This is a genomic window from Enterobacter sp. HSTU-ASh6, assembly GCF_026319105.1.
Taxonomy (GTDB): domain Bacteria; phylum Pseudomonadota; class Gammaproteobacteria; order Enterobacterales; family Enterobacteriaceae; genus Enterobacter; species Enterobacter sichuanensis.
In genome coordinates, this window is record NZ_WSPD01000002.1 from 309678 (window position 1) to 325601 (window position 15924).

General features: G+C 55.0%; 14 protein-coding genes. 6 read left to right on the forward strand and 8 right to left on the reverse strand.

The features are described 5' to 3' along the window. Nucleotides 1–47 precede the first annotated feature (47 nt). Complete coding sequence (locus tag GM298_RS03855; protein ID WP_266153617.1) at nt 48–2150, forward strand: TonB-dependent siderophore receptor; 2103 nt, start codon at nt 48–50, stop codon at nt 2148–2150. 61 nt (nt 2151–2211) lie between these two features. Here GM298_RS03855 and GM298_RS03860 read toward each other — a convergent pair whose 3' ends face one another. Next, nucleotides 2212–3897 (reverse strand): alpha,alpha-trehalase, encoded by a 1686-nt coding sequence (locus GM298_RS03860; RefSeq protein ID WP_266153618.1) that lies wholly within the window; start codon nt 3895–3897, stop codon nt 2212–2214. A 366-nt stretch (nt 3898–4263) separates the two neighbouring features. Between GM298_RS03860 and GM298_RS03865 the strand changes: the two genes are divergently transcribed. Both GM298_RS03865 and GM298_RS03870 read left to right on the forward strand, forming a co-directional pair. Beyond that, a complete protein-coding gene (locus GM298_RS03865) occupies nt 4264–5622 on the forward strand; it encodes a glycoside-pentoside-hexuronide (GPH):cation symporter (RefSeq protein ID WP_266153619.1) in 1359 nt (452 codons plus the stop codon). A 94-nt stretch (nt 5623–5716) separates the two neighbouring features. Further along, nucleotides 5717–7096, forward strand: a complete 1380-nt coding sequence (locus GM298_RS03870) for a carbohydrate porin (RefSeq protein ID WP_266153620.1) — start codon at nt 5717–5719, stop codon at nt 7094–7096. Between the two features lie 13 nt (nt 7097–7109). Here GM298_RS03870 and GM298_RS03875 read toward each other — a convergent pair whose 3' ends face one another. Beyond that, entirely contained in the window at nt 7110–8066 is a 957-nt protein-coding gene (locus tag GM298_RS03875) for an AraC family transcriptional regulator (RefSeq protein ID WP_025756860.1), read from the reverse strand. 115 nt (nt 8067–8181) lie between these two features. Between GM298_RS03875 and GM298_RS03880 the strand changes: the two genes are divergently transcribed. Next, on the forward strand, nt 8182–9369 hold the full coding sequence (locus tag GM298_RS03880) for an MFS transporter (protein WP_025756859.1): 1188 nt from the start codon (nt 8182–8184) through the stop codon (nt 9367–9369). Nucleotides 9370–9416: 47 nt separating this feature from the next. Here GM298_RS03880 and GM298_RS03885 read toward each other — a convergent pair whose 3' ends face one another. The 5 genes from GM298_RS03885 to GM298_RS03905 form a co-directional block, all read right to left on the reverse strand. Beyond that, nucleotides 9417–9896 (reverse strand): Hcp family type VI secretion system effector, encoded by a 480-nt coding sequence (locus tag GM298_RS03885; RefSeq protein ID WP_266153621.1) that lies wholly within the window; start codon nt 9894–9896, stop codon nt 9417–9419. After that, the gene (locus GM298_RS03890) at nt 9897–10118 is read right to left on the reverse strand and encodes a hypothetical protein (protein ID WP_225287629.1); all 222 of its coding nucleotides are present in this window, start codon (nt 10116–10118) and stop codon (nt 9897–9899) included. After that, nucleotides 10118–10822 (reverse strand): hypothetical protein, encoded by a 705-nt coding sequence (locus tag GM298_RS03895; RefSeq protein ID WP_059386823.1) that lies wholly within the window; start codon nt 10820–10822, stop codon nt 10118–10120. The genes GM298_RS03890 and GM298_RS03895 overlap by 1 nt, the downstream gene beginning before the upstream one ends. A gap of 280 nt (nt 10823–11102) precedes the next feature. Further along, nucleotides 11103–12113, reverse strand: coding sequence for a type I glyceraldehyde-3-phosphate dehydrogenase (gene gap / locus GM298_RS03900; protein WP_025756858.1), 1011 nt, complete (start codon nt 12111–12113; stop codon nt 11103–11105). A 78-nt stretch (nt 12114–12191) separates the two neighbouring features. Then, nucleotides 12192–13172: a GlxA family transcriptional regulator gene (locus GM298_RS03905; RefSeq protein WP_266153622.1), complete on the reverse strand. Its 981-nt coding sequence runs from the start codon at nt 13170–13172 to the stop codon at nt 12192–12194. Between the two features lie 148 nt (nt 13173–13320). On the opposite strand from GM298_RS03905, the gene GM298_RS03910 reads away from it, so the two are divergent. After that, nucleotides 13321–14292 carry a fatty acid desaturase gene (locus tag GM298_RS03910; RefSeq protein ID WP_266153644.1) on the forward strand — a complete coding sequence of 324 codons (972 nt, stop codon included), beginning with the start codon at nt 13321–13323 and terminating at the stop codon, nt 14290–14292. Beyond that, a complete protein-coding gene (locus GM298_RS03915) occupies nt 14285–15043 on the forward strand; it encodes a phosphate/phosphite/phosphonate ABC transporter substrate-binding protein (protein WP_266153623.1) in 759 nt (252 codons plus the stop codon). The genes GM298_RS03910 and GM298_RS03915 overlap by 8 nt, the downstream gene beginning before the upstream one ends. On the opposite strand, the gene GM298_RS03920 is transcribed toward GM298_RS03915, so the two are convergent. Beyond that, nucleotides 15022–15918 carry a LysR family transcriptional regulator gene (locus tag GM298_RS03920; RefSeq protein WP_266153624.1) on the reverse strand — a complete coding sequence of 299 codons (897 nt, stop codon included), beginning with the start codon at nt 15916–15918 and terminating at the stop codon, nt 15022–15024. The two genes, GM298_RS03915 and GM298_RS03920, sit on opposite strands and share 22 nt — an antisense overlap. Between the last annotated feature and the right edge of the window lie 6 nt (nt 15919–15924).

The following is a 15924-nucleotide window of genomic DNA, read 5'->3' on the forward strand; positions in this document are numbered from 1 at the left end:
TGATAATAATTGTCGTTCCGAATTACATCCAACCACAAGACGACATTATGCATACCTCACGTTTTACGCTATGCGCCCTGGCAGGCGCTATCACGCTGGCATTACAGGTTCAGGCGTTCGCCGAAGAATCAACCATCGTCGTCACGGGCTCAGAGCAGGGCAGCGCGCTGCCAACCTGGACAAACAGTGCCACGAAATCGGCCGTGGCAGAAAGTAAAACGCCGCAGGTCATCACGACCCTCTCTGCCCCGGAAATTGAAAAGCGTCACGCGAATTCGGTGAATGAAATTCTGCGCTATGCGCCGGGCGTCTCGACGGAAGTGCGGGGGAATACCTCCTATTTGAGCGAATATAAAATTCGTGGCTTTACCGTCGACCAGGAGTTCTACAACGGGCTGCAGTTGCCCTACAACGTGACCGGCAATACCCAGGCCCGTATCGATCCGCTGTTGATTGACAGCGTGGATATTTTGAAAGGCCCTTCATCGGTGCTCTACGGCGGCGCCTCGCCGGGCGGGCTAGTGAATATTCAAAGTAAAAAGCCGCAGCGGGAAGCCCGAACCGAGTTCGGCTTCAACACCGGCAACCGCAATCTGAAAGAGGGTTATCTTGACTCAACCGGGCAGCTTGCTGACAGCGACTGGAACTACCGTCTGTTGGGCAAAGCGACGGAAAGTGACGATCAGCCGCACACCACCCGCTATGAAAATTATCTCGTTGCCCCGTCTGTCACCTGGCAGCCCGACAGCAAAACCCGCCTCACCGTGGATGCGCTGGCGCAGAACAGCCCAGGTCTGACCCCATCGAACCCGCTGCCGCTCTCTTACCTGCGCTCGAAATACGCGGGCAAGCGCGATTACGCCGGCGATGAGTGGAGCGGGTTTAAGCAGCGGCAGTGGATGCTGGGCTACAGCTTTGAACACGCGTTTGACAGCGGCTGGGGCTTTAACCAGAAGGCACGCTATTTTGACGTCGACACGCATCAGCGCAGCGTCTATGCAACGGGCACGGGAAGCGAGGTCTATCAGCTCAACCGCTTTGCCTATACCACGGATGAAGATCTGCAGAGCTTCAATATCGATAACCAGGTCACCAAAACCGTGGCGCTGGGCGACTGGGAACATCATCTGCTGGCCGGGTTTGACTATCAGAAGCTGAACTCCCACTTCCACTACCGGTATGCGACGGCCACGCCGGGTATCGATATGCGCGATCCTGACTATTCGCAGATCCATGAAAACGCGCTGGGGCTTTATACCGCCCAGAAAAACCGTCTGAGTTATCAGCAGAACGGCTATTACCTGCAGGATCAGGTCGCGTTTGGCGGCTTAAATCTTTTGGCCAGCCTGCGCTACGATGATTATCGCTCCGTTACCACCAATTACCTGCAGAACGGCGACAAGGCATGGGTATCCCAGGATCGCGTCACTAAACGTCTCGGCGCGCTTTACGCTTTCGATAACGGGATTTCACCGTTTATCAGCTATTCCGAAGGTTTTGCGCCGGTGTCGCCAAAGGGAACGCTCACGGCGAAAGAGGTGAAACCGACCACCAGCAAACAGGTGGAAGGTGGGGTGAAATACCTGCTGGCCGATTATGCCACCACCCTGACGGCGTCGGTGTTTAACATCCGTCAGAAAAATGTCGTCACCTCCGATCCGGGGTTCCTGAATTACAGCCAGACCGGTGAGGTGGAATCCAAAGGGGCAGAGCTCTCGGTCGTCAGCCGTCCGACGGATAATCTGACGCTGATTGCCAACTATGCTTACACCCACGCAATCAATACCGAAGATGATAAATACCAGGGCAAACGCCCGACGCAGGTGCCGGAGAATGCTTTTAACCTCTGGGGAGATTACACCTTTGAAAACACGCCGCTGAAAGGGCTGATGCTGGGTGCGGGGGCGCGTTACACTGGCTCCATGGAGATTTCACCAGCTAACGATGCGGGTAAACTGGGCGGGACCACGCAGTACGATCTGTCGGCCTCTTACCGGATGGGCGAAATCCTGCCGTCGCTTGCGGGGCTAACGCTTAAAGCCAGCGCGCAGAACATCACCAACAAAGAGACGCTTACCTGTTACGACGCAACAAACTGCTGGATTGGGCATGACCGGACGTATCAGTTAGGGGCGAGTTACAGTTTCTGAGCACAGCCCTTTGAGGGCAAAATGTAGGCCGGGCGGCGTAGCCGCCACCCGGCAATACACGTTACTGCGCCGTAGCTTTTGCTGGCGCAACCTCGTCATTCGCTGCAGGCCGGTTCTCCGGCACGCTGTCGCACGGTTTCTCTTTCGGGCATACCAGGTCCAGCATCTTCAGCGTCACGCCGTTGCTCCAGCCGAAGCCATCCTGAAGCGGATATTCTCCGCCGCCGCCGCCAGTACCGGTGGTCGACACGTCATACTTCTCGACCAGTTTCTTTTCGCGGTCGTACGTATGCTGAACGTTCTTCAGGAAGCGCCAGGTCACGTCCATCGCGACCTTATCTTGTCCGTAATTCTGTAATCCTTCCGTGGCCACCCACTGTAGCGGAGCCCAGCCGTTTGGCGCATCCCATTGCTGGCCGCTGTTGACGGTAGTGGTCGCAATCCCGCCCGGTTGTAACAGGTGCGATGAGGTTGCCGCTGCGACTTTATCGGCACGATCCTGCGCCGCGGCCTTCACGTAAAGCGGGAACAGGGCCGCGGCGGTGAGCTGATTACGTACCTTTTTGCTCTTCAGATCGTAATCAGCGTACCAGCCCTCTTTATCATTCCACAGGTGGCTCTCGATGGCTTTCTGACGTGCCGTTGCCAGCGCTTCATATTTGCTCGCGCTGGCGGCATCGCCACTCTCCTGGCTTGCCCGGGCCAGCAGTTTTTCCATTTTGAACATCAGGGCGTTCAGATCCACGGGCACGATGCTGGTGGTCCGGATAGTGGCGAGCTTTTGCGGGTCATCCATCCAGCGGGAGCTAAAGTCCCAGCCCGAGGCCGCAGCGGAACGCAAATCACGGTAGATCTCGGTCGCAGGACGGTTCGGGTTACTTTTGGCGGTATTCACATCATCAAGCCAGGATTCCGGGCGCGGCGTATCGCGGTCATCCCAGTAGCGATTGAGGATAGCGCCATCATCCAGCTTCACCACGCGTTTGTTGGCTTGCCCGGGTTGCAGGGCGTCGACGCCATCCATCCACCAGGCATACTCTTTTTCCATCTGCGGACGATATATCTTCAGCGCATCGCTGTCGTGGGTCGCCAGCAGTTCAACCATCAGCGAGAAGAACGGCGGCTGGGAGCGGCTCAGGTAATAGCTGCGGTTGCCGTTGGGAATATGCCCGAAGGTGTCAATTTCATACGCAAAGTTGTCCACCATATCGCTGATTTTGTCCCAGTGGTCGCTCTCCGCCAGGCCCAGCATGGTGAAATAGCTATCCCAGTAGTAGACCTCACGGAAACGTCCGCCAGGCACAACGTACGGCTTCGGTAACGGCAGAAGGGAATCCCATTTATTGCTGGCTTTGTCGGTGGTGCGCGTCAGCACCGGCCAGAGATCGTCAATGTGCTCACGTAAACTTTGTCCTGCGGGCGGAACATATTTTTCTCCTTCACCCGGCAGCGTAAAGTTCACCTCGACAAAATGGCGTAAGTCAAACCCGGACTGACGACGTTGCATACGGTAGTCGGCAAGGATTGTCAGGGGATCGCTGTTTGGCACCGCGTCGGCAAAGGTTTTTTGATCGGGGAAGAGTTTGGCGCTCTGAACGTCACTGAAGAGGGGCCCGAGCAGAATATCCGGTGAATTCGTCTGGCCTGCGTTCATCTCTTCCGCGTTGCCAGAAGCGGCCACCGCGAGCAGCGCACTGCCCAGAACCACAGGTAAGAGGCGAGGGCGCAGCTTTTGTGGGATTATCATTGGTGCTTCTCCTTATTTCACTGAGCAGCAGTTACGCTGTCATCAATCACCAGAAAACCTTAGTCGAATATGCCGCGCTTCGCGTGCCGAACATCGCATTTTGCACAAATCCAGACTATTTACCGGTGCGTTTCATGCCCGGTATGACGCGCTGGAATATTGATTTTGTGAATATCTAACGGCAAAGAAAATAAATTGCGATCCGTTGCACAGAATGTGCCCGACGAACGCTTTCTTTTAATTATCACGATCACATAAAGCAAAAAACATAAGTTCGAGGTGAAAAAACATAATGGATCGCCGCATGGCTCTCAGGCGAAATTATCGTTACAAAAGAAACCGGTTTCATAAATGAGGAGTCACGCGATGTCAATTGCAGAGAAAATTCCGGTCAAAGAGAAAATAGGCTATAGCCTGGGCGATGCAGCGAGTCATATTGTATTTGACTCATCGGTGGCCATTCTGGCGTATTACTATACGGATATCTATGGATTACCCCCGGCCGTCATGGGAACCATGTTTCTTCTGGTGCGTTTATTAGATGCGATTACCGACCCGATTATGGGCGCAATTGCTGATGCAACCTCCACGCGCTGGGGCCGTTTTCGGCCCTGGCTGCTGGCAATATGCGTTCCTTTTGCGGTGAGTTGCGTGCTGGTTTATTCCATTCCGGATTTTACCGAAACCGGAAAAATTTATTATGCCGTCGGCGCATATATATTTATGACCCTGATGTATACCGCCATTAATATCCCGTATTGCTCCCTGGGGGCGGCGCTAACGTCCGACCCACGCGAAAACCTCTCGTTGCAGTCCTGGCGTTTTGCCATCACACCGATTGGCGGTGCGCTTGGCACCGCCCTCATTCTGCCCCTGGCTGATTACCTCTACCCGGGCGACAGAGCGAAAGGTATTCAGGTGGCGATGGCGCTCTTCGGCGCGATCGGCTGCCTGATGTTTATCGTCTGTTTTGTCACCACCAAAGAGCGCGTGCAACCCATCAAAGAGGAGAATCTCAACATTGCCCGTGACGTTAAGATCCTCTTTCGTAACGATCAGTGGCGCATTCTCTCCATCTACAATTTTATGATGCTGGTAGCGGTGGTGATCCGCGGCGGCGCGGTGGTCTATTACGTTAATACCGTACTGAACAAAGGAGCCGACATCATCTCGTACTTTATGCTGGGCGGGATGCTGGCCTCGATGTTGGGCTCCGTACTGGCACAGCCATTTGGCACCCGTTTTTGCAAGGTCAAACTCTCGTTTTGGATCAATATTCTCAATGCGGCGTTAGGCGTGGCCTGTTTCTGGCTGCCGCTGGAATTTTGGGTTATTCCCTTAATTGCCCACATTCTTATTCAGATTGTTCAGGGCGGTAACGGTGCGCTGCAGTGGTCGATGATCACCGATGCAAATAATTACGGTGAATGGAAAACCCAGCGTCGAATTACAGGTATGAATGTTGCGGCCAATATATTCGTCATTAAATTAGGGGTGGCGGTCGGCGGTGCTATTCTGGGCTGGGTACTGGCCTGGTACAATTATGAATCCAGCAGCACTGTACAATCGGAATCCGCCGTTCAGGGCGTCATTCTTCTGTTTACCTTGATTCCCTCTCTCTTTTATTTACTCACTGCATTCTCCATTAAGTTTTATAAATTAACGGAAAACGTCATGAATGGCGTGGTGAATGATTTAAATAAAGGCGAATTCGCTAACTCTTAATGCTTTCAGTAGTAAGCCGATAATTCATGCGAAGTATCGGTGAGGTTCTCTGTGTCCGTCAGGAAATAATGATTAACTCACGAGGATGGAGTCGATGAAAGTGAAAACCCTTGCACTCATTGTCAGTGCGTTTTGTACTACCGGAGCAATGGCAGCAAACGATACCCAGCGTCTGGAAGATAAACTGGCGCAACTGGAGGCGCGTCTTGAAAAAGCCGAAAGCCGGGCGGCAAAGGCGGAGGCACAAATTCAGGTACTGGAAAAACAGCAGCAAACGGTCGCGGTCGCAAATCCTGTTGTGGTGGAAGCGACGGAGCCTGCGACAGCACAAGCGGCACCGAAGCTGACGTTATCCGGCTACGGTGATATTAAGTTTTATGGCGATGTTGAATTTAATATGGACGCAGCCAGCAAGACCGGCAGTTTAACCTCCATGAAAACGACGGCCAACAAAGACTGGGCGCCCGGCAGCCATGAACGCTGGGATATTAACGGGCGTCTGCTGTTAGGTTTTGACGGCTATAAACGGATGGCAAACGGCAATTTCGCCGGCTTCTCCGTGCAGCCGCTGGCTGACTTAACGGGCAAAATGAACCTCGATGATGCCGTTTTCTTCTTTGGCACAGAAAACGACTGGAAGGTGAAAGTGGGCCGCTTCGAAGCCTATGACATGTTCCCGCTTAATCAGGATACCTTCGTTGAATATTCCGGCAACACCGCCAACGATCTCTACAGCGATGGCTACGGCTACATCTACATGATGAAAGAGGGGCGCGGGCGTAGCGACAGCGGCGGTAACTTCCTGATCAGCAAAACGCTGGGTAACTGGTATCTCGAGGTAAACACCCTGCTGGAAGATGGCAGTTCACTGTTTGTGGACCAGCAGTATCACGGTGTGGACCTGGATAACGATAAAAACGTCGCCTATGTCCGGCCGGTCATTGCCTGGCAGGAAGGGAACTTCTCGACGGCCATCGCGATGGAGAGCAACCTCGTCAACAACGCCTATGGCTACCGTGATGCGTCAGGAAAATGGATAGACCAGTCTGACCGCACCGGCTACGGTTTCACCCTGACGTGGAACGGACAAAAAACCGATCCGGATAACGGGATCGTGGCGAATCTGAATACCGCCTACATGGATGCCACGGATGAGACGGATTTCACCGCGGGCGTGAATGGCTTATGGCGCAATTTCGAACTGGGCTATATCTACGCGCATAACCAGATCGACAATTTCAACACCGCAAACTTCGACGCGGACTGTGACGGCGACTGCTGGGTGACCGATCCAGGGGATTATGATATTCACACCATTCATGCGTCATACCTGATCCCGAACGTGATGCAGATGAAGAATTTCAACATCTATCTTGGCGCGTATGCTTCCTGGGTGGAAGCGCATCCGAACGATGGCGATGACCGAAGCGACGATCGCTACGGCGGACGCGTGCGCTTTAAATACTATTTCTGATGCCGTACGCCGGTCAGGCCTCTTCCGGGGTCTGGCTGGCTTCCCGCAGTATCCCCGGCGCATGGCCGATAATCCGCTTAAACGCCCGGCTGAACGCCGCGAGCGATCCATACCCCAGCCGCAGCGCCACCGTTTCAATAGGCTGATTTTCATGGCGAATATACTGAATGGCCAGCCGCATTCTCAGCTCGCTGAGATATCTGGCCGGCGTGGTTCCCGTCGCCGCCAGAAAGCGTTCTGCAAACACGGAGCGGGAGGTGCCGGCTTCTTTCGCCAGATCCGCCACGCTCCAGTTCAGCCCCGGCTGCTGGTGCATGGCGTAGATCGCCCGGCTCAGACGCGGGTCGCGCAGAACCTGCACCCAGCCGGTGGCTTTCCCGCAGCCGCCTTCAACCCAGCCGCGCACGATTAATGCCGCCACCACGTCGGCCAGGCGCGCGAGGATCCCGGCGAAACCGGCCTGACGCGTCAGGGATTCACGCTCCATCGCCGCCAGCAGCGGATGGATCTCCGGCCACGTGGACATCAGCCGGCTGACCATCATCACCTCCGGCATCGCTTTGATCAGCGGCTGCATCCCGCCCAGTTCAAAATCCATACAGCCGCTAAAGATGATGGTGTTCTCGCTGTCCGGACACGGCTCGCAGGTGATCGCGCAAACTGAGCTGCAGATGGGCTCGCTGGGAAACGCGGTGACCGGGGTGAGGGTGGCCTGTTCGTCCGACAGCAGGGCGTGTGCGTCGCCATTCGGAATAAAGAGGGCATCACCGCTGCTTAAGGTGAACGTTGCGCCACTCTCCATACGCAGCAGGGCGCTACCACGGCTGACGAAATGAAACTGCGCTCGGCCGGGGGCCTGGTGGAACGCCACTCCGAACGGCGCGCTGGCTTCAATGCGACGATATTTCACGCCCGACAAGCGCATGCCGTGCAAAAGTTCGCTGATCAGATCGGGGGACTGAGCGGTCATGGCAAAACTCCGGACGAATAATCAATAAGTGGAGATTATATGTCATAGATCGTCCACGGTGAACCCTCTATGCTTTTGCTACAGTTGTCACATTTTCATAACGGGAGATCAACAGATGAGTTCATGTGTCGCGGCGAGAGAGGCTGTTGCGCCTGCAAAACCCGCCTGGCGGGCCGTCTATTCACTGGGGCTGGGGGTGTTTGGTTTGATCACGGCAGAATTTCTGCCCGCCAGTTTGTTAACGCCAATGGCCGCAAGCCTGGGCGTCACCGAGGGGATGGCCGGGCAGGCGGTAACCGCCACCGCGCTGGTGGCGCTGGTCACCGGGTTGCTGATTACTCCGGCGACCAAGAGTATCGACCGCCGCTGGGTGCTGATGTTTTTCTCGGTGCTGCAAATCATCTCCAGTCTGCTGGTGGCCTTTGCGCCCACGCTGCACGTCCTGCTGATGGGACGCCTGCTGTTAGGGATTGCCATCGGGGGATTCTGGGCGATGTCGACGGCCACGACGATGCGTCTGGTTCCTGCCGATAAAGTGCCGAAGGCGCTGGCGGTGATCTTCTCCAGCGTATCGATTGCCACGGTGGTCGCGGCGCCGCTGGGCAGCTATCTTGGCAGCCTGATTGGCTGGCGCAACGTGTTTATTCTCTGCATTCTGCCGAGCATGCTGGCGCTGCTGTGGCAACTGTGGGTGCTGCCCTCCATGAAACCTGAGAGCAGCGGCAGTCTTGGGACGCTGTTCCGCGTGCTGCGTCGTCCGGGGATGATCGGCGGCATGCTGGCGACCATCCTGATCTTCAGCGGCCACTTTGCCTTCTTTACCTACCTGCGTCCGTTCCTGGAAACGGTTGGTCAGGTGGGCGTGGAGAGTATTTCGCTGATCCTGCTGGGCTTTGGTATCGCCAACTTTGTGGGAACGTCGGTTGCCGGGCATTTGCTGTCACGCAATCTGCATCTGACGCTCGCGCTGGTGCCGTTCGCCATGGGCGTACTGGCGCTGACCATGGTGGCGTTTGGACATCTGGCCATGCTGGACGGCTTACTGGTTGCGCTGTGGGGCTTTGCCTTTGGTCTGGTTCCGGTGGGCTGGTCAACCTGGCTTGCTACCACCGTACCGGATGAAGCCGAAAGTGCGGGGGGGCTGCTGGTGGCCTCAATCCAGCTGGCGATAAGCGCTGGCGCTGCCGGTGGCGGGGCGGTGTTTGATCTCAACGGTGCCACAGGCGTCTTCGCCGGCAGCGGTTTCCTGCTGGTGACGGCGATGGTGATTGTATTTATGGGCGTGAAGGTTAAGGCGGAGTGATTTTTTCCCTCTCCTTCGGGAGAGGGTATTTATAGATATCCATTATTCTAGGCAGTCGCTCTTTCATTCCAGGTGTCTTTAAACACTATATTTCCTTCACAATATTTCCATTCGATTGATTCATATCGCAGTTCGACTTCTTCCATATGAGCACTTGCGATACCTAACGGGTGCAGTAAAGGGGAGATCCTTGTTATCTTGACATTTTCCAGAGTGATATTGAAATATTCACGCTCGATCCCGGCGTCATTAATCTTATACATTTTGATTAATGCTGTTTTGAAGATTTTACCTGTACAGACGGCACGAAATAGATAGGGTGTGATGCGATCTATTTCTTTTTCAAAGGTAATTGGCACATGAAGTCGTGTTCCTGTCAGTTTTCCCGTGTTGGAATCGGTGGGGATCCACACAGAGTGGTTAAACGATTTTAGTTCGGTAGAGCCCAATCTCGTAGGCATTAAACACTCCCCAGTAATCGTGGCGTTATTTTCATCTGTGAGCCATATATGTGCTGGTGTAGACATTTATTTACCCTTTGTTTTGTAGCGAAATGCAATGAAGTAAACAACTAATAAAATAATCCCAAAAACCCTTAGTGCAATTTCTTCATCTTCTATAAAACTCACTGCGACAGCACCTAGAATGACAGCGAATATTCCAGTGCCATACCAAAAAAAATCATCCATAATATCTTTTAAAAAACTTTTTAAAAATTGCATCAAAAATTCTTTTATAGATTCCCACATTATTGCATCATTTTATTTAGCGCATCAGCAATTTCACCATCGGATGCAGTGTTTAAGTTAAGATATCCGGTCTTCATTATCACGGGTTCAATAAGAAAATACATCATTTCCAGCTTTTCAACATACAGCGCATGGTAAAACAACGGTTGGAATTTTTTCAGTGTATTTGCGCTGTCTGCCGCATGCTGGACTATAGCGTAAAGGTTTAATACGCTAATTACACCTCCTGTGCCCCAACCAATCTTTTTCACAAATGCACTTTGTACGGCCGCGTTCATGTTATTACCATAACAGATGTATGACGTGACGGCATAAATCAACCCATTCTTAGAGACCTGCTTTACTGAGTAGTTTGTTGTAAATGGTATTATACTTTCAAGAATGCTTTTTCTTTGGCTGTTGGATTTGTTATGAAGCATCGTTTCAATATAAATCCTAACCATTCTAAAAATTATATCTCTATGCTTAACGAGTTGTGCTACTCCTGCTAAAAACCTTAAATCTTCATAACCTAATCGCTTACATACATCCTGGTAATTATCCGTGAAGCAAGACGTATAATAGAGTAAGCGTGTTGTAGCATCGCCAAGATTATTTAAATATTCAATAGCTCCGTCTCTCACTCCAGCTATGGCGCGATCAAGCCTTAAAGCAAGTTCTTTATCGGACCCAATTTTTTCGATAATCGATTTACTGTAATACATAACCTGCCCCTGTTGTGTACAGAGTTTATCATGGGCTATGTTGTCGCCTGGGCACAGCGATCGCACTCGCATTTTTAAAAGTAAAATGAAGAATATCCACTGACCTATTTTCTAAGCTAATGGGTGCTTTTTAATAATTGATGTGATGAATTAGCAGCCGTTGAATAGACTTAGAATTATCTTCATTTATTAATTCTGAGAGGAGTGAAGAGAGATGTTTAATAGTTACATAATTTGTAGGCCGGGTAAGCGCAAGCGCCACCCGGCATTAATGCAGGTATTACAACCCTTTCTTATCCATCCACACCGCCAAATCCACCAGACGGTTTGAGAATCCCCATTCGTTGTCATACCACGCGAGGATTTTCACCATATTCCCGCCAATCACCAGCGTGGAAAGCCCGTCAATAATTGAGGAGCGCGGGTCGCCCTGGTAATCGCTGGAGACCAGCGGCTCATCGCTGTACCCCAGAATACCTTTCAGCGGGCCACTGGCGGCCGCGTGGCGGAAGGCCTCATTTACCTCTTCGACGGTCACGTTACGGCTCAGCGTCACCGTTAAGTCGACAATCGACACTACCGGAACCGGCACGCGCAGGGAATACCCGGTCAGCTTACCGTCCAGGGAGGGGATCACTTTCCCCAGCGCTTTCGCCGCGCCGCTGGAGTAAGGCACAATCGACAGCGCCGCCGCGCGCGCGCCGCGCAGATCCTTCTCAGGCTGGTCGTGCAGCGCCTGGCTGTTGGTGTAGGCATGCGTCGTGTTCATCAGGCCATGCTCAATCCCGAACTGCTGATGCAGCACCTGAGCCGCCGGCGCCAGACCGTTGGTGGTGCAACTCCCGTTACTCACCACAACGTGCCGGGCGGGATCGTACTGGTCATGATTAACGCCCATGACAATCGTCAGGTCGTCGTTCTTTCCGGGGGCGGAGATGATGACGCGTTTTGCGCCACCGTGGGTGATATGTACCGCCGCTTTTTCCCGTTCAGTAAAGAAGCCGGTGGCCTCAATCACCACGTCCACGCCGACATCACGCCACGGGATATTCGCCGGATCGCGTTCGCTGAATACGGTGATCCTCTGCCCGTCGACCTGCAGCGCGCCGTCGGCCGCTTCAACGGGAGCGGGCAGTTTCCCCAGCAGGGAGTCATGTTTCAGCAGATGGGCGAGGGTCTTGCTGTCCGTCAGATCGTTAATGGCCACAATCTGCAGATCCGGGTTGCCCAGCGCCGCGCGCAGGAAATTACGTCCGATACGGCCGAAACCGTTAATACCGACCTTAACCATGGTGCACTCCTTATCTCTGTTGTCTGGAGTCACTGTAGGCGTCAGGCGGGATGGCGTAAACGACAAAAAAGGATCAGATTACGCCATTTTCCGGCAGTGAAATCGCTGGCGATACTCGCCCGGGGTGAGGTGGAGCTGTTTCTCAAACACGCGCCGCAAATTAATACTGGTGCCAAACCCGCTTTGCTCAGCAATGCGCTCAAGGGGAGCGCTGGTCTGCTCAAGCAGCTGGCGGGCCGCGGCCAGACGCGCTTCGGTCACGTAGCGGGCAGGCGAGACGCCCGTCTCACGGGTAAACACGCGGGTGAAATTGCGTGGGCTCATCGCCGCTTTTTCAGCCAGAGTTTCCACGCACAGGTCGGCGGTGAGGTTCTGCAGCATCCAGGCCTGCAGCTCGCTTATCGGGCCCGATGTGCCGGGCTGCTGCAGGTTGTAGCGACTGAACTGCAGCTGCCCTCCGGGGCGGCGCAGATACATCACCATATCCTGCGCCACGTCGCGGGCGAGGGTAAATCCGTAGTCGTCTTCCACCAGCGCCAGGGTCAGATCAAACCCGGAACTCACGCCGCCGGAGGTCCAGATGGGACCGTCCTGAATATACAGCGGGCCGCCTTCGACCCGGATTGTCGGGTACTGAGCCTGCATGGTCTCCAGCAGCCGCCAGTGGGTGGTGGCGCGACGACCGTCCAGCAAACCGCTCTGGGCCAGCAGCATCGCACCGCCGCAAATGGAGGCGATCCGCCGCGCATGGGGAGCGGCGAGATGCAGCCAGTCCACCACGGCGAGGCTCTCCTGCTCGTTCACCCCGCGACCGGTAATGATGATGGTATCCAGCGGCTCACGGGGATCCAGGTCCGGCAGGCGATAGTCCGCCAGCAGATTGAGGCCGGACTGGCCGTGGATCACCTGGTGCGGTTGGGTGGTAGCAATGATGATGCGATAGCAGGGCTTCGCCAGTCCTTCCGGGTGCAGCCGGTTGGCCTGCATCAGAATGTCGGCGATACCGGCGGCTTCAAACAGCATGCCGCCGTCAGGAACAATAATCAGGATCTTCTTCATGTCCTGAAAAGTACCTTTATTACAAAATAAGTCAAGTGCGCCCGCACTTCACGTTTCTGGCAAAGCAAAGCGATTTAAGTTGTTTGTGATTTCAGATGTTATCCCCGATCGTCAGGGCACTGTCTCTGGCGAAACGGCGTCTGAAGGAATGGGTAAACGAAGCTCCCTCTATTTACATCCGCAACAACGCAATCAAATCCACCATCTCGCATCGGGATTTCTGTGGCGAAGCGAACTGCCCACCTGGCTGTTGATCGTGACGATTTATGCGGGCTGGTTTGCCACACTGGCGTTCTGGCAAACGCTTGGCCTGCTGCCCGCCACGCTGCTGCTGACAGGGTTTACCGCCTGGTACATGTCCCTGCAGCATGAACTGATCCACGGACATCCCACGCGTTTTGCCTGGCTTAACCAGCTGTTTGGCACGCTCCCGCTGGCGGTGTGGTACCCGTATGGCCTGTACCGGGATTCTCATCTGGCCCACCACCGGTACGATAGCCTGACCCATCCGGTGGATGATCCGGAGTCGTACTATTTTACCGAGGAGAGCTGGGCGCGCTTTTCCCCCTGGCAGAAGCGTGCGATCCGCGCCCGAAACACCTTTGCCGGACGGCTGCTGCTGGCGCCGCTGCTGGATATTCTGCAGACGCTGGGCAGCGCCGTCGGGGCGTTTCGTTATCTACAGCTGCGGGCGATGACGATGTGGCTGGTTCACATCACGCTGCTGGCGGCACTCTTCGCCTGGATGACGCACGTCGGTTTTTCCCCCGTCTGGTTTGTGCTGGCGGTCAGTTATCCGGCGCTGGCGCTGACCAAGGTCCGATCGTTTTACGAACACCGTGCGGCCGATGACCCGTTCGCGCGCTCCGTCATCAACGAGGCCGGGCTATTCTGGCGGATGCTGTTTTTAAATCTCAACTACCATTCAGTACACCATGATTTACCCGGCGTCCCCTGGTACGCGCTGAAGCGTATCTACCAGCAGAACCGGGAGGCGTACCGGGAGCGAAACCACGGTTTTCTCGTCAGGGGCTATGGCGAATGGTTACGTCAGTTCTGGGCCGCGCCCGTCGATGTCACCGTTCATCCCGGAGCTCAACAAGGGGAGAAGTATGAGTAACCTGCTGGCGTTTCCCATGTACGCGGTAGATCGCGCTGACACCCGCGCGCTCAGGCGGACGGTAAAAGGTTTGCTGGCCGCGCGCGGTGTGCCCGTCGAGGGTGACCCGGACTGGCCGGAGTCTGAACTGCTGAAGCACTGGCAACAGCCCGGGCTTATTCTCAGCCAGACCTGTGGTTATCCGCTGGTCACGCGGCTCCCTGACGTGCAGGTGGTTGGCTGTTTTCACTACACAGCACCCGGTTGTGAAGGGTATCAGTACCGCAGCGTGCTGGCGGTGCGTGCGGAGGATCGGCATCTCTCGCTGGCCGATTTTCGCGGACGCCGGGCGGTCTGTAATTCGGCCGACTCGCAGTCCGGCTATCATGCGCTGCGAAAAAAAGTGGCTCCCCTGGTGAAGGACGGCCCGTTTTTCGCGCAAACGTCCTTTAGCGGCAGCCATCGCCAGTCGCTGATTGAGGTCAAACGCGGGGCAGGGGATATAGCGGCCATCGACTGCGTTACCTGGGCATTGCTCCAGCGTCACGAGCCGGAACGGCTTGCGGGGCTGGCGGTCATTGACCGCACTCCCCTGACGCCAGGGTTGCCGCTCATCACCTCGCATCACACCTCGCCTGAAACCCTGAACGCCATTCGCGATGCGCTCCACGCGCTGGTGAGTTCACCGGCACACCGGGAGGTGTGCGACGCGGTGTTGATCGGCGGTTTTAGCGTGGTGACGCGTCAGGATTACGCCGTACTGACCGACTGAAAAATCCCATGCGCATCGTTAAAGCAGCGCAGCGCCAGCGAGGAGACGGGTTTCTGTCGGCGCATAATCAGGCCGACAGGGGCCTCGATATCCGCGTCGGCAATCGGGACTATCCTGAAATGGCTGTTCAACTCTTCCAGCCCGTTGTTCAGCGGCATCACGGCACAGCACACGCCGCTCTGAACCGCCTGAATGATCTGGTACGTGGAGTCGCTTTCAAACACCGACGTCGGTTCGATGCCGGCAGACTGGAAGCTGGCCTCCATATGCGCCCGGTAGTGCATCCCCTTCGTCAGAAACCCCAGCGGAAACGCCGTCAGATCGGGCCAGGTCAGTCTCTCCTGGCTTAACCGGAAATGGCGGGTGTCGTGCAGCAGGCCCATCTTCGTTTTGGGCAACTGGATAATGTCGAACAGGCTGGTGTCGATGCTGTTCAGGTAGCAAATCCCCAGTTCGAGCTGGTTGCGGCTGACGCCATCGGCAATCTGCGCCGAGGACATGGAATAGAGGCTGTAGGTCAGCTCCGGGTATTTTTGCGTCAGCAGGCGAATGAAGATCATCGGATCCACGCTCGCCAGCGGCACCATCCCCAGGCGTAATTCACCCACCACCTGGCCTTTGCACAGCGACGCTTCCGCCTGTAACCCGTCGTGCGCGGCCAGCAGCGCGCGAGCCCACGCGAGAATGCGTTCCCCCTCCGGCGTAAACCCTTCAAAGCGCTGTCCGCGCACAATCAGCACCAGCCCCAGCTCCTCCTCCAGGCTGCGGATACGCATGGAGAGGGTCGGCTGGGTGATATTGCACTGGGCGGCCGCTTTACCAAAGTGCCGGGTCTCGTCGAGTGCGATTAAATATTTTAACTGTTTAATATCCATCTTTTT

Bases quoted from the DNA above. Each gene is read 5' to 3' on its own strand.
- GM298_RS03895 (WP_059386823.1), bottom strand. From the start codon at position 10,822: ATGTATTACAGTAAATCGATTATCGAAAAAATTGGGTCCGATAAAGAA.
- GM298_RS03890 (WP_225287629.1), bottom strand. From the start codon at position 10,118: ATGTGGGAATCTATAAAAGAATTTTTGATGCAATTTTTAAAAAGTTTT.
- GM298_RS03860 (WP_266153618.1), bottom strand. From the start codon at position 3,897: ATGATAATCCCACAAAAGCTGCGCCCTCGCCTCTTACCTGTGGTTCTG.
- GM298_RS03920 (WP_266153624.1), bottom strand. From the start codon at position 15,918: ATGGATATTAAACAGTTAAAATATTTAATCGCACTCGACGAGACCCGG.
- gap (WP_025756858.1), bottom strand. From the start codon at position 12,113: ATGGTTAAGGTCGGTATTAACGGTTTCGGCCGTATCGGACGTAATTTC.
- GM298_RS03905 (WP_266153622.1), bottom strand. From the start codon at position 13,172: ATGAAGAAGATCCTGATTATTGTTCCTGACGGCGGCATGCTGTTTGAA.
- GM298_RS03910 (WP_266153644.1), top strand. From the start codon at position 13,321: ATGGGTAAACGAAGCTCCCTCTATTTACATCCGCAACAACGCAATCAA.
- GM298_RS03880 (WP_025756859.1), top strand. From the start codon at position 8,182: ATGAGTTCATGTGTCGCGGCGAGAGAGGCTGTTGCGCCTGCAAAACCC.
- GM298_RS03865 (WP_266153619.1), top strand. From the start codon at position 4,264: ATGTCAATTGCAGAGAAAATTCCGGTCAAAGAGAAAATAGGCTATAGC.
- GM298_RS03915 (WP_266153623.1), top strand. From the start codon at position 14,285: ATGAGTAACCTGCTGGCGTTTCCCATGTACGCGGTAGATCGCGCTGAC.
- GM298_RS03885 (WP_266153621.1), bottom strand. From the start codon at position 9,896: ATGTCTACACCAGCACATATATGGCTCACAGATGAAAATAACGCCACG.
- GM298_RS03855 (WP_266153617.1), top strand. From the start codon at position 48: ATGCATACCTCACGTTTTACGCTATGCGCCCTGGCAGGCGCTATCACG.
- GM298_RS03870 (WP_266153620.1), top strand. From the start codon at position 5,717: ATGAAAGTGAAAACCCTTGCACTCATTGTCAGTGCGTTTTGTACTACC.
- GM298_RS03875 (WP_025756860.1), bottom strand. From the start codon at position 8,066: ATGACCGCTCAGTCCCCCGATCTGATCAGCGAACTTTTGCACGGCATG.